A 21,834-nucleotide genomic window follows, 5' to 3' on the forward strand; every position below is an offset into this window, starting at 1 on the left:
CCCCACCCTTTGGGTCCGCCCCGTTTTGTGGGCGGCACATCTCGGAGCCCCGGACCGTCGTCGGTCCACCCGCCGCCTGGCTTCTGCCGCCCCGCCCCGCCCTCACCGGCAGGGCGGGGCGGCGCTGCGTGGGGCCGTCCCGTAGCTTCGCCGCACATCCGACACACACCCGGTCATGCAGCCCATCGCCGACCTCGACGTGCTCCCCGACGCCGTCGCCCCCGTCTCGTCCGCCCCCGACGCGGCGGGTACCCTCGACCTCCCGCGCCCGGTGGCGGGGCGGGGCGGGACGAACGGCCGGGCCGTCTACATCGAGACCTACGGGTGCCAGATGAACGTGGCCGACTCCGAGCTCGTGGCGTCGATCCTGAGCGGGGCGGGGTACGCGATTGCGAGCGACGAGATGGACGCCGACGTCGTGCTCCTCAACACGTGCGCGATCCGCGAGAAGGCCGAGGACCGCGTGCGCGGGCGGCTCACGCACGTCCGCGCGCGGAAGGAGCGGCAGGCGGCCGAGGGCGGGGCGGCCCTCCAGATCGGCGTGCTCGGCTGCATGGCCGAGCGGCTGCGGTCGAAGCTGCTGGAGCAGGAGCGGCTGGTCGACCTCGTCGTCGGGCCGGACGCCTACCGCGACCTGCCGCGGCTGCTGGCCGAGAGCGAGGCGACGGGCCAGGCCGCCGTCAACGTCCAGCTCTCGCGCGAGGAGACCTACGCCGACCTCGCGCCGGTTCGCCTGGACTCGAACGGCGTGAGCGCGTTCGTGTCGATCATGCGCGGGTGCGACAACATGTGCGCCTTCTGCGTGGTCCCGTTCACGCGCGGCCGCGAGCGGAGCCGGCCGGTCGCCTCGATCCTGTCCGAGGTGGGCCAGCTCGTCGACGCGGGCTACAAAGAGGTGACGGTGCTGGGCCAGAACGTGAACTCGTACCGGGTCGACCAGGGCGGGGCGGCCGTCGACTTTGCCGAACTGCTGTACCGGATCTCGCTGCTCTCGCCGGAGCTCCGCATCCGGTACTCGACGAGCCACCCGAAGGACTGCTCCGACGAGCTGCTGCACGTCCACCGCGAGCGGCCGACGGTCTGCGACTTTATCCACCTCCCGGTCCAGCACGGCAACACCGACGTGCTGGCGCGGATGCGACGGACGTACACGCGCGAGCACTACCTGGACCTGGTGGAGCGCGCCCGCGCGATCGTCCCCGGCGTCTCGCTCTCGACCGACATTATCGCCGGGTTCTGCGGCGAGACCGACGCCGAGCACGCCGACACGCTCTCGCTCATGGAGGCCGTCCGCTACGACCACGCCTTCACGTTCGCCTACTCGGAGCGGCCCGACACCTACGCCGCGCGCAAGTACGCCGACGACGTGCCCGACGACGTCAAGCGCGCGCGTCTGTCCGAGATCGTCGCGCTCCAGCGCGAGCACGCGCTCGCCAGCCACACCGCCCGCGTGGGCCGCGAGGAGGTCGTGCTCGTCGAGGGCACGTCGAAGCGGTCCGAGGCGCAGCTCCGCGGGCGGACGGACACGAGCCACATGGTCGTCTTCGACCGCCCCGCCCACGTCGAGCGCGGCGACTACGCCGTCGTCCGCGTCGACGACTGCACGAGCGCGACGCTGCTCGGCACGTTCGTGCGCAAAACGACGCTGGCGGCCGAGACCGCCCCGCCCGTGGCCGTGGGCGGGGTGGCATGAGGGGGCGTCCGTGAGCCGCCGCGCGCCCGACGCCGCCCCGCTCGTCGGGGACGCGCGGCCCCGGTTCGCGGGCGAGCTCGAACGGCTGCTCGCCGCGTCCGGCTCGCCGGAGCTGGCGGCGCAGGTGCGCGGCCTCTGTCTCGTCTGTCGGTGCCGGTGCGGGTAGCCCGACTGCGCCACGTTCTACGTTGTCACGGCCCGGTCCGCCCCGCCCGACCCGGTGTACCCACTGGCAGAGAGTCTGGACCTGGAGGCCGAGGGCGGGGTGGCCGTCGTGGACATGGAGGGCGGCCGGCTCCAGACGGTCGAGGTGCTCGGCTGGCCCCGCGTGAAGGAGGAGCTGGACGCCGTGCTCCCGGCCAGCCGCGGACGCCTTTCCACGTAACCGCCCCGCTCGCTTCGAGCGGGGCGGGGCGGGCGTCTTTGGCTCGGCCAGACCGCCCCGCCCATGCGCTCCGACGGGCGGGGCGGCGGCATCTTCCGCTCGCCGCTCGCTACCTTCCGCCGTCTTCCCCCCAGACGCCCGTGGCCCTCTCCTACACGCTCCGCGAGGGGCTCGCCGGCTTCCGCCGCGCCAAGCTGGCGACGGCCGCCAGCGTGGCCGCGCTCGCCATCGCCCTCGTCCTCATCGGGATCGTCGCCCTGCTCGCGTGGCAGTGGCAGGCCGTGTCCGAGACGCTCCGCCAGCGGGCGTCCGAGGCCGAGGTGTTTCTGGACGAGGCCGCCGACGCCGAAGTCGCCGCCAACCTGGGCGACCGGCTCCGCGCGTCGCCCGGCGTCGACTCGGTGCGGTTCGTGTCGCACGAGGAGGCCGCCGAGATCTTCCGCGAGGCGTTCGGCGAGGGCGCCGAGATCTTCGACGACGCCCAGTTTTTGCCCGCCAGCTACCGCGTGCGCCTGGGCGCCGACTGGGCCGCGCCGGACAGCTTGGCGCGGTTCGCCGAGGAGGTCACGTCGTGGGCGCCGGTCGAGGACGTGGCCTACGACCGGGCGTCGGTCGAGGCCATCGAGCGCAACCGGCGCGTGTTCTCCGGCATCGGCGCCGCCGTCGCGCTCCTCGTGGTCCTGGCCGCGCTGCTCCTCGTCGGCAACACGGTCCGCCTGTCGATCTACGCCCGGCGGATGCTGATCCGCACGATGAAGCTGGTGGGCGCGACGAACGGCTTTATCCGCCGGCCCTTCCTGATTGAGGGCGCGGCGCAGGGGCTCGCGGCGGGGCTCGTCGCCGGCGCCGTGCTGTGGGCGCTCTACGGGCTCCTCCTCCGGTGGCTCGGGGCGGCCGACGTCGCCGCGGGCGGTCCCGACGCGGGCGGGGTGGCGACGGGCGTCGGGTGGCCGGGAGGAACGCCGCTGCTGGCCGTCAGCGCGGTCGTCGCGCTGGGCGTGCTGCTCGGGTTCCTGGCGTCGACCGTCGCCGTGCGTAGGTTTATCCGGCAGGTCCGCCTCGCGTAGGACCGCCCCGCCCATGCGCTGGGCGGGGTGGGGGAGAGGCCGCCGGGCGGGGCGGCGTGACCTGGAGGGCAACGGCGGCGGCTTAGCGGTGTCTCGGGACCACCCCGCCCACGCATCCGCTATGATCCGCCCGCTCGTTTTGCTCGTGCTCGCCCTCGTCCTGGCTGCGTGCGGGACGTCCCACCCGCCGCAGGAGACGCCCGACGCCGCCGAAGTCGACCACGTCAGCGGCGGGGCCGTGGCGGCCGACATGGTGGGCGCCCCGGCGGCGGCCCCCGCCCCGCCCCAGGCCCGGGGCATGGCCTACACTGCCCCGCTCAGCGCCGGCGGGCAGCCGATGCGCGCGCCCGACCGGGACTACAACCGCGAGGGCTACGCGCCGATCGACGAGGCCGGCTTCAAGACCGTCGCGGCCACCCCGCTCTCGACGTTCTCGATCGACGTCGACCGCGCGAGCTACGCCAACACGCGGCGGTTCCTCGAAGACGGCCGGCTCCCGCCGCCCGACGCCGTCCGCATCGAGGAGCTCGTGAACGCGTTCGACTACGGCCTGCCCGGGCCGGCGGCCGACGGGCGGGGCGGGCACCCGTTCGCCGTGACGACGGAGGTGACCGAGGCGCCGTGGGCGCCCGACCACCACCTCGTCCGCATCGGGCTCCAGGGGCGGCGCGTCGAGACCGACGACCTCCCGCCGGCCAACCTCGTCTTCCTCCTCGACGTGAGCGGGTCGATGAGCGCGCCCGACAAGCTCCCGCTGCTCCAGCGCGCGTTCCGACTCCTCGTGCGCGAGATGCGGCCGCAGGACCGCGTGGCGATCGTCGTCTACGCCGGCGCCTCGGGCGTCGTGCTGGAGCCCACGCCGGGGACCGAGAAGGGCCGCATCCTGGCCGCGCTCGACCGGCTCCAGGCGGGCGGGGCGACGGGCGGCGCCGAGGGCCTCCGCCTCGCGTACCGGGTTGCCCGCGAGCACTTCGACGCCGGCGCCACGAACCGCGTGGTCCTGGCCACCGACGGCGACTTCAACGTGGGCGTCTCGTCGGACGCCGAGATGAAGCGGCTCGTGGAGCAGGAGCGCGAGGGCGGGGTGATGCTGTCGGTGCTCGGGTTCGGGACCGGCAACCTCCAGGACTCGAAGATGGAGACGCTGGCCGATCACGGCAACGGCAACTACGCCTACATCGACGGCGTCCGCGAGGCCGAGCGCGTGTTCGTCCGCGAGTTCGGGGGCACGCTCTTCGCCATTGCCAAGGACGTCAAGCTCCAGGTCGAGTTCAACCCGGCGCGCGTGGCGGGCTACCGGCTGATCGGGTACGAGAACCGGACGCTCGCGGCCGAGGACTTCAACGACGACCGCAAGGACGCCGGCGAGCTAGGCGCGGGCCACACCGTCACCGCGCTCTACGAGGTCGTCCCGGTCGGCGTCGCGGTGCCGTCGGCGAGGGTCGACGCGCTCAAGTACCAGGCGCCGCGCGAGTCCGTGCGTCCCGACCGCCCCGCCCGGTCCGGCGAGTGGCTGACGGTCAGCCTCCGCTACAAGCCGGCGACGACCGCCGGCACCTTCGCCGACGAGAGCGTCCGCCTCGCGGTCCCGGTCGCGGGCGGGGTGGTGCCGCTCGCGCAGGCGTCCGAGGCCGGGCGCTGGGCGGTCGCCGTGACCGAGGCCGGCCTCCTGCTCCGGCGGAGCGACCACGCCCCGGGCGCGAGCTACGACCACGCCCTCGCGCTCGCGCGGGCGGCCCGCGGCGCCGACCCGCACGGCGACCGCGCCGAGTTCGTCCGCCTCGTCGAGACGGCCGCCGCGCTCGCGGCGACCGAGGGCGGGGCGGGGACCGGCGGCGAGGTTACGCTCCGCGACTGAACCCAACGGCGGGAGGACGCGCGTTCCGCCCCGCCCGCTCGAAGCGAGGGCGGGGCGGTGGACGCGCCGGCGCAACGCGGCCACCCCGCCCCCGGCTAGCGGTCCCCGCCCGGTGGGAGCGAGCGGTCCCAGCCGCGGACGCCGTACGCGTCGAGCACCTCCAGCACGCGGTCCAGCGGGAGCGCCTCGACCGTGCCCCGGTGCCCCGCTACCGTCGTCGCCCGGAACAGGGAGTTGTAGACGGCCTCCTCCGTCGCCTCGGCGACCGCCTGGAAAAGGGGCGACATGGCGCTGTTGGGAACGAGGGGCTCGCCGCTCCGGGCCGTCGAGAACGCGATGACGTAGTCGCCCGAGCCGTTGGTGAGGCTCGCGCCGGTCCGCGCGAGGCCAGCCAGCGCCCGCGACGCGAGGCGCTCCAGCAGGCGGGCATCGAGGGCCGCGTCGGTGGCGACGACGATCATGATGCTGCCGTCGGCGCTCTCGCCGAGCCCGCTCTGGAAGGCGAACGGCCCCAACTCCCGCCCGACGGGCGCCCCGTTGACCGTGAGCACGCCGCCAAAGTTGGACTGCACGAGGACGCCCACCGTGCCGCCCCCGAGCGCCGGCGGCACGGCGCGAGAGCTGGTCCCGATGCCGCCCTTCCAGCCGAAGGCGACGGTGCCGGTGCCCGCGCCGACCGCGCCCTCGGCGACCGCCCCGCCCGAGGCGGCCGCGAGCGCCTCGGCCACGTGCTCCGGGCGAATGGGGCGGCGGCGGATGTCGTTCAGGAACCCGTCGTTCGTCTCGCCCACGACCGGGTTGATCGACCGGACCTCCTCCATGCCCGGCGCCGCCAGCAGGAGGTCGACGAGCGCGTCGGCCGCCGTCCAGACGCAGAGCGTGCACGTCAGGAGGATGGGCGTCTCGATCTCGCCCAACTCGCGGACCTGCGTCACCCCGAGCAGCTTTCCGTACCCGTTCCCGACGACGATGGCCGCCGGCACCGGCTCGCGGTACACGTTGCCGCCGTGGGGCAGGAGGGCCGTCACGCCGGTCCGCACCGAGTCGCCCTCGACGACGGTGGCGTGGCCCACGCGCACGCCTGCGACGTCGGTGATCGCGTCGAGCGGCCCCGGCGGCAGGATGCCAACGACGACGCCGACGTCCCGCGCCCGTGGCCGCTCCGCCCCGCTCTGCGCGTGGGCAGCCGTCGCAGCGAGCAGGAGGGCGGCGGTCCAGACCGAGAGGCGGGTCACAGCGTCGGGGGCGGGGCGGGGCGGGAGTCTACCGCTGCCGACATGGGAGCGGGGTGGCGCCGCCCCGCTCGCTCATGGATCGGTGAGCGCGGCCGGGCAGCTTTCGCGGACAAGCGCGCGGGCGAGCACCGCCGTGGCGTCGAGGAGCGGGACGCCCCCTACGGTCGGCTCGCGGAGCGCCAGCGGGATCTCCGTGCAGGCGAGCACGACGACCTCCGCCCCGCCCCGAAGGAGGTGGTCGAGCCCGCTCTGGAGGCCGCCCGCAGCCCGAGCGCTGACGGGGTCGGACACGCTCTTGAGGCCGTACGTCGGGTCGTAGATGGCCGGCTGAACCGTCGTCTGCTGGAGGGCAGGGGGGAGCTGCAGCACCTCGAGCCCGAGCGGCCCGAGCCGGTCCGGGTACACGCCCGCGGCCATGGTCCCCGTCGTCGACAGGACGCCGACGCGGCGGGCGCGGGGAAAACGCTCGGTGATCTCGCGGCCGACCTCCTCGACCATGTCCACGAGCGTGCACCGCCCCGCCACGCGCTCGCGGACCACGTCGAAGACGGCCGCGGCGTGGGCCGTGTGGCACGGGACGCCGACCACCTCGGCGCCCCCGTCGACGAGGGCGCTGGCGAGGTCGGCGATGGCTTCGCCGGGGTTCTCGGTGTCGTGGCCGAGCAGGAACGCCGTCCGGTCTGGGATCCGGTGGGGGTGCGAGAGCAGCGTGAGAGGCAGGTGGTCCTGGTCGCGCTCAGCGCGCGTCGCGGCCAGGACCTTCTGCACGAGGTCGAGCCCCGCCCGCGGACCGACGCCGCCGACCACGCCGATCGGGCGGGCGTGTAGAGGGGCAGTCATGGGCGGGGCGGCCATGGGCGGGGCGGCGCTGTCGCACCGGAACCGCTCGGCTCGGTCGTGGGATCCGCCCCGCCCCCGGCGGGCGGGGCACGCTTGCCGAGCGTCCCCGCCCCGCCGTACCTTGGGCGCAGCACTCGGCCCCGCCGGGTGACTCTACAAAACAGGGACCTCCCTGCTTGCCGGCCCGCCCGATGCGAAAGCGTCGGGCGGGTTGTTTGTAGCGACCACCCCGCCCGATAGGCTGTTCGCGGGGCGGGGCGGGGCGGGGCTAGGGCGCCAGCGCGCGCACCATCTCCGCCAGGTCGCGGATGACGCCGTCCAGCAGCGACGGCGCCAGCGCGACGAACCCCTGAGCGAACACGAAGAGCGCCGCGATCCCGAGCACGAGCTTGGCCGGCAGGCTGATCGCGAACAGGTCGGCCTGGGGCACGACGCGGGCGAAGATGCCCAGCGCCACGTCGAGGAGCAGGAGCGCGACCATGAACGGGGCGGCCAGCCGGAGGGCCGTCGCGAAAAAGGCCCCCGTCCACTCGATCAGGAGCGGCCCGCCCGCGGTGAGGCGCGCGCCCCCAAGCGGGATCACCTCGAACGAGCCCACGAGCGCGCGGACCAAATGAGCCGGCCCGTCCAGGAGCAGGAAGAGGAGCAGGAACGTGACCGAGAGGAGCTGGCCGATCGGTCCGGCGCTCCCGTCGGCCGTCGGGCTGTAGGCCTGAGCCATGCTCAAACTCATCTGGAAGCCGATAACCTCGCCCGCCGTCTGGACCGCGAAAAAGACGAACCGCGCGCCGTACCCCAGCAGCAGTCCCGTCGCCGCCTCGATCGTCAGGGCGACGGCGAAGCCGACGGGGTGCTCGACGTGGGCCGGCAGCGGGCCGGCGGCGAACCCCGCGAGCACGAACGCCAGCAGGGCCGCCAGCATCACCTTGACGAGGACCGGGATGAACGGCCGGCTAAAGAAAGGGGCCGCCACGAACAGCCCGCCCACGCGCACGAACACGAGGAGCACCCGGAAAACGGTGTCGGCCTCGATCGTCATCGCGCGCAGGGCCACCCCGCCCCGCTCGCCGGCGCCGAGGCCTGAGCGGGGCGGTCGGCGGACGGGCGCACCCCGCCCCGCCCCGCCCCGGCGGGGGACGCCACGACGCGGGCGGCGGCTCGGACCCGCACTAGCGCGACACGTTCGGGATGAACGCGAACACGCTCGTCGTAAAGTCGACGAGGTGCTGGAGCATCCACGGCCCGAGCAGGATGAGGACCGCGGCGACGGCCAGGAGCTTCGGGATCGACGAGAGCGTCATCTCCTGGATCGAAGTCACGGCCTGGAACAGGCTCGTCAGGAGCCCGACCGCGAGGGCCACGGCCAGCATCGGCGCGGCGACCAGGAGCGAGACCCGGATCCCCTGCTGGAGCCAGTAAAGCGCGACGTCGCTATTCATGGGGGTACGGGGTACGGAGTACGAGGTACAGAGCGACGTTCGACGAGGGCGGGGCGGGGAGGACATTCGTACCTCGTACCCCGTACCCTCTAGGCGCCGATGTAGCCGCGGACGACGGACTCGACGAGGAGGTGCCACCCGTCCGTGAGCACGAACAGGAGCAGCTTGATGGGGAGCGAGATCATGACCGGCGGGAGCATCATCATGCCCATCGACATCAGCACGCTCGCCACGATGAGGTCGACGATGAGGAACGGGATAAACACCATGAACCCGATCTGGAAGGCGATCCGCAGCTCGGAGATCACGAACGCCGGCACGAGCACGTGGAGCGGGACGTCGACGGCCGAGGCGAACGACTGCACGCCGGCCATGTCCATGAACAGGAGGAGGTCGTCGTCGCCGGTCTGGGCGAGCATGAACTCCTTGGTCGGCGCCGCGGCGACCTCGAACGCGGCCTCCTGCGAGATCTCGCCGTCGAGGTACGGCCGGAGCGCGTTGTCGTTGACGTCGGAGATCACCGGGGCCATGATGAACAGCGTCAGGAACAGGGCGAGCCCGATGAGGACCTGGTTCGGCGGCGACTGCTGCATCCCGAGCGCCGTCCGCAGGATGCTGAACACGACGATGAGCCGCGTAAAGCTGGTCATGAGCAGCATGATCGACGGCGCCAGCGTGAGCACCGTGAGCATCAGGAGGAGCTGGATCGGCAGCTCGTAGTCCTCGCCGTCGCGCGTCAGGCGGAGGCCGGGGAGCGCCCGCGCGCCCGGGTCGGCGGGCGTGCCGTCGCCGGGCTCGACTTCGGTCGTGGGCGGGGCGGCGTCGGGCGGCGCCGCGGCCGTCGGCGCGGGGAAGGCGCCCGCCCCGCCCGCCTCTTGCGCGAGGGCCGGGCCGGCGGCGAGGAGCAGCAGGCCGAGGGCGCACAGCCCCCAGCGGCAGCGGGGCGCGGCGCTATCCATGGTGCACCGGGGCGGTCTGGGCGTGGCGCAGGAGGTCGGCAAAACCGGGAGCGCGGGGCGGGGCGGTGGCCGCGGGCGCGGTGGCGTCGGGCGGGGCGAGCGCGGCGGTGTCGGCGTCGGGCGGGGCGGGCGCCAGGGCCGGGGCCTCGCCCGCGGCATAGTGGCGGATCAGCGAGACGCCGCCCTGGGCGAGCCCCAGCAGCAGCACCTCGTCGCCGACCGCGACGAGCCGGAGCGACTGGCCCGGCGCGAGCGCGAGCGCGTCGAGCGACCGGAGCGTGGGCGCGGGTCCCTCCGCCCCGCCCGCCGACGGGCGGTGGCGCAGGAAGACGGCCCACGCCCCGCCCCCGGCCAGCAGCAGCAGGGCCGCGAGGTTGCCCACGCTCAGCAGCCCCCGCCCCGCCCGCTCGCGCGGGGCGGGGTGGGCGGCCACCGGGCCGGCGCCGTCGCGGACCGGGAGCCGCTCGGCAACGTCGGCCGGACGGGCTTCGGACGGCGCTGGCGCCGGAGCGCCGGGCGCCAGCTGGAGGGCGAGCCACAGGACGAGCAGGCCGGCTCCGAACAGGGCCGCGCGGCGCCACGGGCTCAGCGGGCGCCGCGAGAAGGCCGGAAGGGAGGGGAGGCGGAACATCGTGCCGGAGGGGCGGCAAAAGGGGGCGGGGCGGGCGCGTCCGACGGGGCGCAGGGTGGCCTCGGCGGTCTCCCCCCACTCTGGCGAAAACGGTGCCGCCCCGCCCGGAACATTCGGCCGCGGGCGGGGTGGCGTCCGGCGGGCTTCCCTGGGCGTGGCGCTGCGCTGGCTCCGCGTGCGCCGTGTGACCGCGCGCCTCTCGGGTCTTGTCCGCCCCGCCTCAGGCGCCCACCCCGCCCCCAGCGTGCAGGATGGGGCGGAGTCCGAGGTGCCGGATCCGTGGCCGGACTGCCTCGTCAAGCCGCGATCGCCGGGCGGGGAGGTCGTCGACGTCGGCAGGGACGTTCTCTTCCTGGACAACCGTGAGGCCGGCGCAGCCAGGAGGGCGACTCCTCCCGTACCAAACGGCCGAACCGCACCCGTACCGAGTACCCGGTACCCCGTACCCAGCCGGAGGGCGCCCTAGACGAGCGCCGTGCGCGGACGCGGGGTCGAGGCCAGCCCCGTCACGCGCACGCCGAACTGGTCGTCGATCACGACCGCCTCGCCCTCGGCGATCAGCCGGCCGTTGGCGAACACCGACAGCGGCTGCCCCACCATCTTGTCCAGCTCGACCACGCTCCCCGTCGTTAGGCGGAGGACGTCGGCGAGCGGGAGCCGGCGGCGGCCCAGCTCGACCGTGACCTCGAGCTCGACGTCCGAGAGCAGGTGGAGGTCCGGGGCCGCGCCGTCGCCGATGGCCTCGGAGCCTAGGTCCTCGAACGCGGCCGCCGCAACCGCGACGGGCGGGGCGGGCGCCTCAGGGGGCGCAGCGGCCTGCGGCGGCGCGGCGTCGGGCGGGGCGGCGCCCGCCTCGGTCGGGGGCGGGGCGGACACAACCTCGTCGGCGAGGAAGACGGCGCCCGCGAGCGGGCCGCCCTCGTCGGCGAGCGAGAACGGGACCCGCCAGCCGAGGCCGGCGATGTCCTCGGGCGCCGCGACCGAGAACGCGGCCTCGGGCAACTCGTGGCCGTCGGCGGCGAGGTGCGTGCGGAGCGCGCCGTAGGCCTGGCCTGCCGCCTCGCCGAGCAGGTCGCCCGCCTCGTCGTCCGGGACCGGGCCGCCGACCATGGCCTCGGCGAGCCGGGCGGCCCACCCCGCCTCCAGCACGACGGCAAACGGGGCGCCGCCCGCGGGCACGCCGCCCAGGACGACGGCGCCCTCAGGCGCAGCCGGATCGTCGGTGGGCTCCGCCGGCCCGGCGTCGAGCGGGGCGTCGGCGCCGAGGAGCGCGGCGAAAAACGAGCGGAGGGCTTCCTGGGCCTCCGCGACGAGCGGGGCGAGGGCGTCTGGAGTCATGGGGTAGGGGGAGGGGCGTGGAGGGCCACGGACGGCACCTCGAGGACGCGGAGGGCGTACTGCTTGCCGGCGCGGCCGGCGGCGGCGACGAGCGTCTCGCGCTCTCCGATCGTGACGCGGAGCGGGTCCTTCGTCCAGCGCTGGAGCGGGATGACGTCGCCTTCGCGGAGCCCGGCGATGTCGGAGATCGAGAGGCGGGTCCGGCCGAGCTCGGCGCGGAGCTCGACGTCCATCGACCGGAGGGCGCCCTCGTACTGGTCGCGGACGGGCGCCGGGACCTCCTGGGTCGCGTTGGCCGCCCACCGCCGCATGCCCGCCCCGCCCACCATCTTGTCAAGGAGCGAGTACGGGTAGAACAGGTTGAGCGGGACGAGGCGCCCCTGCACCCGCATCTCGAAGGCCGCGACGATCCCGGGCTCCATGCTCGGGAGGATCTGGATAAACTCGGCGTTGCTCTCGAAGCCGACCTCGTGGATCGTGACCTGGTGGGCCTGCTCCCACGCCGCCTCCAGCTCGGAGAACGCCTTGCGGATCACGCGGCTCATGATCCGCTGCTCGATCTTCGAGACCTCGCGGGGGACCTCCAGAAAGTGCCCGGGACCCCCGAACAGCTTCTCGACCGTGTAGATCACGAACGCCGGGTCGATCTCGAAGAGGAGCCGGTCGCCCAGCTCCTCGACCTCGCCGATGTACAGCGCCGACGGCCACGCGCTCGACGCCACGTACTCGGAGTACGTGACCTGGCCGACGGCCGTGAGCGAGACCTCGACCATCGTCCGCAGCTGGGACGAGAGGTAGACCGAGATGTCGCGGGCGAACAGCTCGTGGACCCGCTGGAGCACCCGCATCTGCTCCTGCGAGAACAGGCGGGGCCGCGTAAAGTCGTACGGCGACACGCGGGCCGCGGCGGCGCCCGCCCCGCCCCCGCCGGGCGGCGGCGGCTCGCCCCCCAGCTGGCCGCTGAGCAGGGAGTCGATCTCGGCCTGGTTGAGGGTCTTGGACATGCGGGCGGGCGGGGTGGCCGGGGCGGCCGGGCGGGGTCCCGCGGGACACCAAGCGGCGTGCCAACGCGGGCTCGCCGTCAGGAGCGGCGTCCGCAGCGGTGGCGGGCGCCCCGGCACGGGCGGCCGGAAAAATGTGCCCGGGCGGGGCGGTCGCCAGGTGCCGCCCCGCCCTCGGCGGCGGCGGCGCGTCCGCTCTCTCTGCACAGAACTTGGTGGCGAGCGGGGCGGGGTGGCGCCTCGCGCGGCGAGTGCCGGTCCGCGCAGCGCCCGCCCTCGGCGGCCGGGCGACGAACGCCGCCGTCCGCCCCGCCCGCGGGCGCCTCGCGGGGTTGCCCAAACGAGCCGCCCCGCCCGCGCCGGAGGGGCGGGGCGGGGCGGCAGAACGGTCGGGCCGCCGGCGTCAGGCGCCGAACAGGGCGTCGATGTCGTCCTGGCTCGTCGGGCCGGCCGCCGCGGAGGCGCCGTCGCCAGACGCGAGCGCCTCGGCCGCCGCGCGGTCGACGTCGGCCTGGAGCGAGTCCGGGCGCACGTAGCGGGCGTCGGCGTCGAACGTGCCGGCGTCGACCGGCGGGCCGTCGTCGTCGGGCGCCACCCCGCCCTCGGCCGAGACCCAGCGGACGAGCTTGTTGAGCCGGTAGCGGACCGACTCGATGAGGTGGTTGACCGAGGCCAGCTGCTGGGCCGTGATGTCCTGGACCTGGAGCGAGACGAGGATTCGGTCGAGGTCGCGCCGGGCCGCGTCGAGCCGCGCGGCCTCGGCCTCGGCGCGGGCGGCCTCGTCGGCGTCGGCCTCGTCGAGGAGCGCCTCGGCGTCGGCCAGGAGGGCGGCGTCGTCCAGGCGGTCGCGGAGCAGGCTGCGGAGCCGGTCGGCGGCCCCGGGCGGACCGTCGGGCGGGGCGGGCGGCGAGAGCCGGGCGCGGACGGCGTCGACGAGGTCGAGGATCTCGGTCGTCGCCACCTCCGTCGCCTCGGTCACGCTCTGGATCTGGAGCGTGGCCTCCGGCATCTGGCCGGCGCTCTCGCGGAGCGACCCGTCGATCTCGGAGAGCAGCGGGAGCACGTCGAGGATGAGCGACGAGAGCTCCTCGGCGAACGAGACCGCGCGCTGCCCGGCCTCGAACACCGTGCGGAGCTCGACGAGCCGGTCCAGGATGGGGGCGGGGTTCGAGGCCGTGGGCATGGGCTTACGCGGTTTTGAGGATGGCGTCGATCTTCTCGCCCAGGACCTGGGCCGTGAAGGGCTTGACGACGTAGTTGTTGACGCGGGCCTGCATGGCGGCGACCACGTCCTCCTTCATGCCACGCGTCGTGATCATGAGGATCGGGAGCTCGCTGAACTCGGGGTGGGACCGGACGGCCTGCGTGAGCTCGAGCCCGTTCTTGTTGGGCATGTTCCAGTCCGTGACGAGAAAGTCGGGGCGGGCGGCTTCGAGTTGGGCGAGACCCTCGACTCCGTCGGCGGCGTCGACGATGTCGGTGTAGCCGAGGTCGCGAAGCGCGTTGGAGACGATGCGCCGCATGGTCGACGAGTCGTCGACGACGAGGAATTTCATGGCGGGGTGGGGGAACGTGAGGCGGCGGTATCGGCGCGCCGCCCCGCCCCTTAAGGGCTGGCCCGCCCCCGAGAAAAAAAGGGGCCGCCGGTTAAGGGGGCGGGGCGGCCAGGCCGATAGGGTGGGGGAACCGCCCGTCCCCCCCCCCGCCCCGAACCCCTATGGAGGAGCTTGTCCAGGAGTACCTCGTCGAGTGCTCGGAAATCCTCGACGCCCTCGACAACGACCTCCTCGCGCTCGAGCGCGGGGAGAGCGACGCCGAGCTCCTCTCGCGCATCTTCCGCGGGGTCCACACGGTGAAGGGGACGAGCGGCTTCCTGGGCTACAACAAGCTCGTCGACATCACGCACGTGGGCGAGAGCCTGCTCGACCTGCTCCGCACCGGGGCCGTCGAGCCGAGCGCGGCGCTGGCCGCGGCGCTCCTGTCGCTGCTCGACGCCATGCGGCGGATCCTCGCCCACGTCGAGGCCGACGGCACCGAGGGCGACGACGACTTCTCGGCCCTCGTCGCCACGCTCCAGGCCCTCCAGTCCGGCGACGCCCCGCCCGAGCCCGCCGAGGAGCCGGCCGACACCGCCCCGCCCGCCGAGGAGCCGGGCGCCGCCCCGCCCGCGGCCGACGCGGCGCCCGACGCCCCGAGCGCGGCGGCCCCGCCCCGCCCCGCCGCCCCGCCCGCGGGGACCGGCTCGCCCGGCCCCGACGAGACGTTCGCCGTGCTCCGCTGGCTCCACGCCGACGCCGGCGGCCCCATCCCCATCGACCAGCTCGCCGAGGAGCGCGGCGTCACCGAGGGGACCGTCCGCAACCACCTCACGGCGCTCAACAAGGCCGGCCTGCTCGTCATGCACGGCGACGGCACGTACGAGCCCGCCGGCGCCGCGCCCGCCCCGCCCGCCCCGCCGGCCGACGAGCCGGGCGGGGTGGCCGAGGCCGACGAGAGCGCGGAGGCCACGCCGCCCGCCGAGGCGCCGAGCGGGGCGGCTCCGGCGCCCGCCCCGCCCGCGGTCCCCACCCCGCCCGCAGCGCCCGCCCCGCCCGCGGCGCCGTCCGAAGCCCCCGCCCGGGTGTCGGCGGCCGACAGCACGATCCGCGTCGACGTCGACCTGCTCGACGGGCTCATGAACCTCGTCGGCGAGCTGGTCCTCACGCGGAACCAGATCCTCCAGTACGCCAACGCCCGCGACGAGGCCGAGCTGCTCGTGCCGTCCCAGCACCTCAACCTCCTCACGACCGAGCTCCAGGAGGGCGTCATGAAGACGCGGATGCAGCCCATCGGGAACGTCTGGAACAAGTTCCCCCGCATCGTCCGCGACCTCGCCGTCGAGTGCGAGAAGGAGATCCAGATCGAGATGGAGGGGGCCGACACCGAGCTCGACAAGACGATCATCGAGGCCATCAAGGACCCGCTCACACACCTCGTCCGCAACGCGTGCGACCACGGCGTCGAGCGGCCGGCCGAGCGCGTGGCGGCTGGGAAGCCGGCCGAGGGGCTCCTCCTGCTCCGGGCCTACCACGAGGGCGGCCAAGTCAACATGGAGATCGTCGACGACGGCGGCGGCATCGACCCCGACAAGATGAAGGCGAAGGCCGTCGAGCGCGGGCTCATCAGCGCGTCGGCGGCCGAGGCCATGAGCGCCCGCGAGGCGCTCCACCTCGTGTTCCTCCCCGGCTTCTCGACGGCCCAGACCGTCAGCAACATCTCGGGGCGGGGCGTGGGCATGGACGTCGTCAAGACGAACATCGAAAAGATCGGGGGGACCGTCGACGTCCACAGCCGGCTCGGGCGCGGGACCACCTTCCGCATCAAGATCCCGCTCACGCTCGCCATCATCCCGGCCCTCCTCGTCAAGGCCGGGGGCAGCCGGTTCGCCATCCCCCAGGTCAACCTCCTCGAGCTCGTCCGCCTCGAGGGCGGGGCGGTCGGGGCCGGCATCGAGACCATCCACGACGCGCCGGTCTACCGGCTCCGCGGCAAGCTGCTCCCGCTCGTCTCGCTCGCCGAGCAGCTCGGGCTCGGCCCCGGCCTCCTGGCCCCCGCCCCGCCCGGCGACGGCGAGCCCGGCGGCGACGAGCCCACCCCGCTCAACATCGTCGTGCTCCAGGCCGACGAGCAGACGTTCGGGCTCGTGGTCGACGAGGTCGTCGACTCCGAGGAGATCGTCGTCAAGCCGCTGAGCACGCAGCTCAAGGCGCTCGCGACCTACGCCGGGGCCACGATCATGGGCGACGGCCGGGTCGCGCTCATCCTCGACGTGCTCGGGCTCGCCGAGCGCGCCCGCGTGCTCTCCGAGGAGGCCAAGGGCCGCGTGGCCGCCGAGGCCGACCGCGCGCGCGCCGACGACCGGGAGTCGCTGCTGCTCGCTCGCGCCGGCCGCCACGACCGGCTCGCCCTCCCGCTCGCCGCCGTCTCGCGCCTCGAAGAGATCGCCGCCGACCGCGTCGAGCGGGCCGGCGACGAGGAGCTCGTCCAGTACCGCGGCGCGCTCATGCCGCTCGTCCGCCTGCTCGGCGCCGACGCCGCCTCGGACCCGCTCCAGGTCGTCGTGTGCGAGCGGGGCGGGGCGCCCGTCGGGCTCGTCGTCGACGCCGTCGTCGACATCGTCGAGGACGCCGTCGAGGTCCAGCGCCGGGCGGCCGGCGCGGCCGGGCTCGCCGGCGTGGCCGTGGTCCAGGGCCGCGTGACCGAGCTCGTCGACGTAGATCACTTCGTCGGGAAGGCCGCCGGCGCCGCCGTCCCGTCCGGCGACGGCGCCGCCACCGCCCCGCTCGCCCCCGCCTTCGACCTCGCCTCGCTATGACGCCCCCGCCCGCGGCCGACGCCGCCCACATGCAGCTCTGCACGTTCTCGCTCGACGGCCTCCACTTCGGCGTCGACGTCCTCCAAGTCCAAGAGGTCCTCCGGTTCCAGGAGATGACCCCGGTCCCGCTCGCCCCGCCCGAGACGCGCGGGCTCATCAACCTCCGCGGCCAGGTCGTCCCTGCCGTCGACCTCCGGCTCCGGCTCGGGCTCGCCGAGCGGCCGCTCGACGGACTCGCCCCCGAGGACCAGCCCATGAACGTGATCGTCCGGGCCGGCGACGACACCGTGAGCCTGCTCGTCGACCAGATCGGCGACGTCGTCGAGCCGGCCGCCGACGCCCTCGAACCGCCGCCCGAGACCCTCACCGGCCGCGTGCGCGACGTCGTCACCGGCGTCTACAAGCTCGACGGCCAGCTCCTCCTCGTGATGGACGCCGACCGCACGCTGAACCTCCCCGCCCGCGCCTGACGCGCGCCGCGCTCTCCCCCCGCACAAACCCCGCCCCCCCGACCATGGAAACGCTCCGCACCAACGGACACACCGGCCGCATCGCCGCCACCCGCCCCGCCCCGGGGCGCCCCGCCCGCCCGACCAGGGGCGGCCACCCGCTCGCCGACAGGTTTGGGATCGATGAGCAGACGCTCGACCTCCGCCGCCAGTTTATCCGCCTCGGCGACGCCGAACTCCAGATCCTCGCCGAGCTCACGCCGTGGGCCGAGGAGCACGGCCCTGAAGTCGTCCGCGAGTTCTACGACTGGCAGTTCGAGTTTGGCCCGACCGTCCGCTTTTTCGAGTCGTTCGCTGAGACCGGCGGCCACACGCTCGGTTCGCTTCGCCAGCACCTCGAAACAGCCCAGACCGGCTACTTCACAGGCTGCTTCGCCGGTGCCGCCAGCGGCTACGACGTGGCGTACTTCGAGACGCGGCTCCACATCGGGAAGGTCCACGACCGGATTAACCTCCCGTTCAAGTGGTACGCCGGGGCGTACTCCGAGCTGGGCCGGCTCACGCGCGAGCACCTGGGCCGGGAGCACCCCGACGCCGAGTACGTCGATCGCGCGATGGAGGCGCTCCAGAAGGTCTGGAACCTCGACCTACAGGCCATCGCCGACTCATTCCTCCTGAGCACCGTCGAGTCGTTCGGGATGGACGTTACGGTCATCGAGGCCGACCCCGGCACCGACCGGACCGAGCACTTTAGCCAGATCAAGGACGAGCTCAACGCGCTCCTCGAACAGAACGCTGACTTCCAAGGCCAGATCGAGGCCATCGGGAGGGCACAGGCCGTCATCGAGTTCGACGTCGACGGGACGATCCGCACGGCCAACGACAACTTCCTCCAGACGCTCGGCTACACGCTGGACGAGATCGAGGGCCGGCACCACCGGATGTTCGTGGACGCCGAACACGCCCAGAGCGCCGAGTACCGGCAGTTCTGGGAGGCCCTCGCCCGCGGCGAGTACCAGGCCAGCGAGTTCCGTCGGATCGGGAAGGACGGCGAAGAAGTCTGGATCCAGGCCTCGTACAACCCGATCTACAACCGCAGCGGTGAGCTGGTCAAGATCGTCAAGTTCGCCAGCGACATCTCGGACCGAGTGAAAGCGAGGCTCCGGCTCGAGCAGAGCGTGGAGAACATGCTCCAGACCGTCCAGGCCGCGGCCCAGGGCGATCTCACGCAGGAGATCGACGTCGACGGCGACGACACCATCGGGCAGATGGCCGAGGGGCTCCGCCAGTTCCTCACCGGCCTGCGGACCGACGTCGGCCAGATCGCCGAGAACGCGCAGCACCTCGCGGCGGCGTCCGAGGAGATGAGCTCGATCTCGACCCAGATGGGGACCGACGCCGAGACCACGTCGGGCCAGGCCGGCGCCGCCGCCTCGGCCGCCGAGCAGGTCGACAAGAACGTGCAGACCGTCGCGACGGGCGCCGAGGAGATGTCGGCGAGCATCAAGGAGGTCGCCGGCAACGCCGCCGACGCCGCCCGCATCGCGGCCGAGGCCGTCGCCGCCGCCGACCGGACGAACGCGACCGTCTCGAAGCTGGGCGAGAGCTCGATCGAGATCGGCAACGTCATCAAGGTCATCACGTCGATCGCGCAGCAGACGAACCTCCTCGCGCTCAACGCGACGATCGAGGCCGCCCGCGCCGGCGAGGCCGGCAAGGGCTTCGCCGTCGTCGCCAACGAGGTCAAGGAGCTCGCCAAGCAGACGGCGCAGGCGACCGAGGACATCGGGCAGAAGATCGAGACGATCCAGGGCGACACCCAGAACGCCGTGCAGGCCATCGGCCAGATCGGCGACATCATCGGCCAGATCAACGACATCCAGGGCACGATCGCGAGCGCCGTCGAGGAGCAGAGCGCGACGACCGCCGAGATCGCGCGGAACGTGAACGAGGCCGCCCGCGGGAGCACCGAGATCGCCGAGAACATCACCGGCGTGGCCCAGGCCGCCGAGAGCACCTCGGGCGGCGCCCGCGACGGCCAGCAGGCCTCGACGGAGCTGGCCCGCATGGCGGCGACGCTCCAGCAGGTGGTCTCCAAGTTCCAGTACGCCTGACCCCGCGCGCCCGCCGGGCGCCGCTCCACCCCGCCCCGCCCCGAGCGGGGCGGCCCCTTTTCCGCGCCGCCCGCCCCGCTCCAGGGGCGGGGCGGCCCCGACCCACCCCGCCCATGCGCGCGCTCCTCATCGACGACTCCCGAACGGTCCGCGCCGTCGTTCGGGCTCACCTGGCGGCGCTCGGCTTCGACGTGGCCGAGGCCGCCGACGGCCGCGAGGGCCTCGACCAGCTCCGCACGGGCGGGGCGGTCGACGTCATGCTCGTGGACTGGAACATGCCGGTCATGAACGGGCTCGAGTTCGTCCGGACCGTTCGCGCCAACGCCGCCTTCGACGGCGTCCCGGTCGTGATGGTCACGACCGAGTCCGATGTCGGGAGCGTCGCGGCGGCCCTCGACGCCGGCGCCACGGAGTACGTGATGAAGCCGTTCACGCGCGACATCCTCGACCAGAAGCTCCGGCTCGCCGGGCTCGACCTCCACCCGACCTCGTGATGGCCCCGATCCGCGTCCTGATCGTCGACGACACCGTGATCGTGCGGAAGCTGGTGTCGGACGTGCTCGAAGCCGACCCCGAGATCACCGTCGCCGCGACGGCCCCGAACGGCCGCGTGGCGTTGCAGAAGGTGCCGATGGTGGCCCCCGACGTCGTCGTGCTCGACGTCGAGATGCCGGTGATGGGCGGGCTCGAGACGCTCCGCGTGCTCCGCGACGAGCACCCGCACCTCCCGGTCATCATGTTCAGCTCGCTCACCGAGCGGGGCGCGTCGACGACGCTCGACGCGCTCGCGCTGGGCGCCCGCGACTACGTGGCGAAGCCGACGAACACGAGCGGCATCCTCGAGGCGCGCGAGCAGGTCCGGGAGCAGCTCGTGCCCAAGGTGAAGGCGCTCGGGCGCCGCCGGACGCCGTCAGCTACCCCGCCCGCCGCCCCGCCCGTCCGCGCGGCGTCCGGGCGCGCGGCGCGCGTCGACGCCGTCGTGGTCGGCGTCTCGACGGGCGGGCCGAACGCGCTCGTCGAGGTGCTCCCGGCGCTCCCGGCCGACTTTCCGGTGCCGGTCCTCGTGGTCCAGCACATGCCCCCGCTGTTCACGAAGTCGCTGGCCGACCGGCTCGACCGGGCCTCGGCGCTCGCCGTCCGCGAGGCGGCCGACGGCGACGTGCCCACGCCGGGGACGGTGTGGATCGCGCCCGGCGGCCTCCACCTCGACGTCGTCCGCGAGGGCGGGGCGGTCCGGCTCCGCACGCACGAGGGGCCGCCCGAGAACAACTGCCGGCCGGCCGTTGACGTCCTGTTCCGCTCGGCCGCGGCCGTCTGGGGCCGGAACGCGCTGGGCGTCGTGCTGACGGGCATGGGCCACGACGGCCGCGTCGGGGCCGAGCACCTGACGCGGGCCGGCGCCCGCGTGGTGGCCCAGGACGAGGCCACGTCGGTCGTCTGGGGGATGCCCGGCGCCGTGGTCCGCGCGGGCCTCGCCGACGCCGTCGTCCCGCTCGACCGCGTGGCCGCCGAGGTCGAGGACCGCGTCGCGCGCCGCCCCGCCCTGGCCGGCACCGGCTGACCCCGCCGGCGCGCTCTCCTGCCCGGGCTCGGGGAGGAGACAGACGCTTTCCCTAACGGTCTTTTACTCGTCCACTACCGACTCCGATGTCCCTCGCCGTCCACGACTCCTCCTACGTGCGCACGCTCGTGCGCGAGCGCTCCGCGATCGTCCTCGACGAGGGCAAGGAGTACCTCCTCGAGTCGAGGCTGGCCCCGATCGTCCGCCGCGAGGATCTGGACTCCATCGGCGACCTCGTGGGCCAGCTGCGGTCGCAGCCGTTCGGCGACCTCCACGCGCGCGTCGTCGAGGCCATGACGACGAACGAGACCTCGTTCTTCCGCGACGCCCACCCGTTCGAGGCGCTCCAGGACCACATCGTCCCCGAGCTCATCGAGCGGCGGGCGGGCGAGCGCCGCCTGCGGATCTGGTGCGCCGCGTGCTCGAGCGGCCAGGAGCCGTACAGCGTCGCCATGCTCCTGCGCGACCGCTTCCCCGAGCTCCAGAGCTGGGACGTCGAGATCCTCGGGACCGACCTCTCGACCGAGATGCTGGAGCGGGCGCGGGACGGCGCCTACACCACGCTCGAGGTCAACCGCGGCCTCCCCGCCCGCCAGCTCGTCCAGAGCTTCGAGCAGGCCGGGCCGATGTGGCGGATCAAGGCGCCGCTCCGCGAGATGGCCGAGTTCCGCGTGATGAACCTGATCGAGCCGTGGCCGCTGCTCCCCAAGATGGACATCGTGTTCATGCGCAACGTGCTCATCTACTTCGACACCGAGACCAAGCAGGACATCCTGGCCCAGGTCCGCCGCGTGCTCCGCCCGGACGGGTCGCTCTTCCTGGGGGCGTCCGAGACCACGCTCAACCTGGACCCGGCGTTCGAGCGCGTCGCCTACGGCTGGGCCTCCTGCTACCGCGTCCGCTCGTGACG

Annotated in this window: 21 protein-coding genes; 11 read left to right on the forward strand and 10 right to left on the reverse strand. The window is 74.1% G+C overall.

Annotated elements, in window-relative coordinates:
- Positions 1-175: 175 nt before the first annotated feature.
- From miaB to RQM47_RS05225, 5 genes are all read left to right on the forward strand, one after another.
- On the forward strand, positions 176-1,693 hold the full coding sequence (miaB, locus tag RQM47_RS05205) for a tRNA (N6-isopentenyl adenosine(37)-C2)-methylthiotransferase MiaB (RefSeq protein ID WP_314007718.1): 1,518 nt from the start codon (positions 176-178) through the stop codon (positions 1,691-1,693).
- Positions 1,694-1,703: 10 nt separating this feature from the next.
- Positions 1,704-1,859, forward strand: coding sequence for a hypothetical protein (locus RQM47_RS05210; RefSeq protein WP_314007721.1), 156 nt, complete (start codon positions 1,704-1,706; stop codon positions 1,857-1,859).
- Between the two features lie 54 nt (positions 1,860-1,913).
- Entirely contained in the window at positions 1,914-2,078 is a 165-nt protein-coding gene (locus RQM47_RS05215; RefSeq protein ID WP_314007724.1) for a hypothetical protein, read from the forward strand.
- 140 nt (positions 2,079-2,218) lie between these two features.
- A complete protein-coding gene (locus RQM47_RS05220) occupies positions 2,219-3,145 on the forward strand; it encodes a cell division protein FtsX (RefSeq protein ID WP_314007728.1) in 927 nt (308 codons plus the stop codon).
- 121 nt (positions 3,146-3,266) lie between these two features.
- Positions 3,267-5,003 (forward strand): VWA domain-containing protein, encoded by a 1,737-nt coding sequence (locus tag RQM47_RS05225; RefSeq protein WP_314007730.1) that lies wholly within the window; start codon positions 3,267-3,269, stop codon positions 5,001-5,003.
- A 95-nt stretch (positions 5,004-5,098) separates the two neighbouring features.
- On the opposite strand, the gene RQM47_RS05230 is transcribed toward RQM47_RS05225, so the two are convergent.
- The 10 genes from RQM47_RS05230 to RQM47_RS05275 form a co-directional block, all read right to left on the reverse strand.
- Positions 5,099-6,205, reverse strand: coding sequence for a P1 family peptidase (locus RQM47_RS05230; protein WP_349256299.1), 1,107 nt, complete (start codon positions 6,203-6,205; stop codon positions 5,099-5,101).
- 105 nt (positions 6,206-6,310) lie between these two features.
- Entirely contained in the window at positions 6,311-7,078 is a 768-nt protein-coding gene (locus RQM47_RS05235; protein WP_311662603.1) for an aspartate/glutamate racemase family protein, read from the reverse strand.
- A 268-nt stretch (positions 7,079-7,346) separates the two neighbouring features.
- On the reverse strand, positions 7,347-8,117 hold the full coding sequence (fliR, locus tag RQM47_RS05240) for a flagellar biosynthetic protein FliR (protein WP_311662602.1): 771 nt from the start codon (positions 8,115-8,117) through the stop codon (positions 7,347-7,349).
- A gap of 130 nt (positions 8,118-8,247) precedes the next feature.
- Positions 8,248-8,517, reverse strand: a complete 270-nt coding sequence (fliQ, locus tag RQM47_RS05245) for a flagellar biosynthesis protein FliQ (protein ID WP_311662601.1) — start codon at positions 8,515-8,517, stop codon at positions 8,248-8,250.
- Between the two features lie 89 nt (positions 8,518-8,606).
- Complete coding sequence (gene fliP, locus RQM47_RS05250) at positions 8,607-9,476, reverse strand: flagellar type III secretion system pore protein FliP (protein ID WP_311662600.1); 870 nt, start codon at positions 9,474-9,476, stop codon at positions 8,607-8,609.
- Positions 9,469-10,107, reverse strand: a complete 639-nt coding sequence (locus RQM47_RS05255; protein WP_311662599.1) for a flagellar biosynthetic protein FliO — start codon at positions 10,105-10,107, stop codon at positions 9,469-9,471. Before RQM47_RS05255 ends, fliP begins: the two co-directional genes overlap by 8 nt.
- A 462-nt stretch (positions 10,108-10,569) precedes the next feature.
- Positions 10,570-11,445, reverse strand: a complete 876-nt coding sequence (gene fliN, locus RQM47_RS05260; RefSeq protein WP_311662598.1) for a flagellar motor switch protein FliN — start codon at positions 11,443-11,445, stop codon at positions 10,570-10,572.
- Positions 11,442-12,449 (reverse strand): flagellar motor switch protein FliM, encoded by a 1,008-nt coding sequence (fliM, locus tag RQM47_RS05265; protein WP_311662597.1) that lies wholly within the window; start codon positions 12,447-12,449, stop codon positions 11,442-11,444. The genes fliN and fliM overlap by 4 nt, the downstream gene beginning before the upstream one ends.
- Positions 12,450-12,849: 400 nt before the next feature.
- Positions 12,850-13,629, reverse strand: coding sequence for a chemotaxis protein CheZ (locus RQM47_RS05270; RefSeq protein WP_311662596.1), 780 nt, complete (start codon positions 13,627-13,629; stop codon positions 12,850-12,852).
- Positions 13,630-13,633: 4 nt separating this feature from the next.
- Positions 13,634-14,002: a response regulator gene (locus RQM47_RS05275; RefSeq protein WP_311662595.1), complete on the reverse strand. Its 369-nt coding sequence runs from the start codon at positions 14,000-14,002 to the stop codon at positions 13,634-13,636.
- 161 nt (positions 14,003-14,163) lie between these two features.
- Here RQM47_RS05275 and RQM47_RS05280 point away from each other — a divergent pair, with 161 nt between their 5' ends.
- The 6 genes from RQM47_RS05280 (at position 14,164) to RQM47_RS05305 (ending at position 21,832) form a co-directional block, all read left to right on the forward strand.
- A complete protein-coding gene (locus RQM47_RS05280) occupies positions 14,164-16,800 on the forward strand; it encodes a chemotaxis protein CheW (RefSeq protein ID WP_314007732.1) in 2,637 nt (878 codons plus the stop codon).
- Entirely contained in the window at positions 16,797-17,270 is a 474-nt protein-coding gene (locus RQM47_RS05285) for a chemotaxis protein CheW (RefSeq protein ID WP_314007736.1), read from the forward strand. Before RQM47_RS05280 ends, RQM47_RS05285 begins: the two co-directional genes overlap by 4 nt.
- Positions 17,271-17,314: 44 nt before the next feature.
- Positions 17,315-19,363, forward strand: a complete 2,049-nt coding sequence (locus tag RQM47_RS05290) for a methyl-accepting chemotaxis protein (RefSeq protein ID WP_314007739.1) — start codon at positions 17,315-17,317, stop codon at positions 19,361-19,363.
- Positions 19,364-19,476: 113 nt separating this feature from the next.
- Complete coding sequence (locus tag RQM47_RS05295; RefSeq protein ID WP_314007741.1) at positions 19,477-19,857, forward strand: response regulator; 381 nt, start codon at positions 19,477-19,479, stop codon at positions 19,855-19,857.
- Positions 19,857-20,924 (forward strand): chemotaxis response regulator protein-glutamate methylesterase, encoded by a 1,068-nt coding sequence (locus RQM47_RS05300; RefSeq protein ID WP_314007744.1) that lies wholly within the window; start codon positions 19,857-19,859, stop codon positions 20,922-20,924. The genes RQM47_RS05295 and RQM47_RS05300 overlap by 1 nt, the downstream gene beginning before the upstream one ends.
- Before the next feature lie 86 nt (positions 20,925-21,010).
- Entirely contained in the window at positions 21,011-21,832 is an 822-nt protein-coding gene (locus RQM47_RS05305; protein WP_314007746.1) for a protein-glutamate O-methyltransferase CheR, read from the forward strand.
- The last annotated feature ends 2 nt before the right edge of the window (positions 21,833-21,834 follow it).

Source organism: Rubrivirga sp. S365, assembly GCF_032248475.1.
In the GTDB taxonomy this organism is placed as follows: domain Bacteria; phylum Bacteroidota; class Rhodothermia; order Rhodothermales; family Rubricoccaceae; genus Rubrivirga; species Rubrivirga litoralis.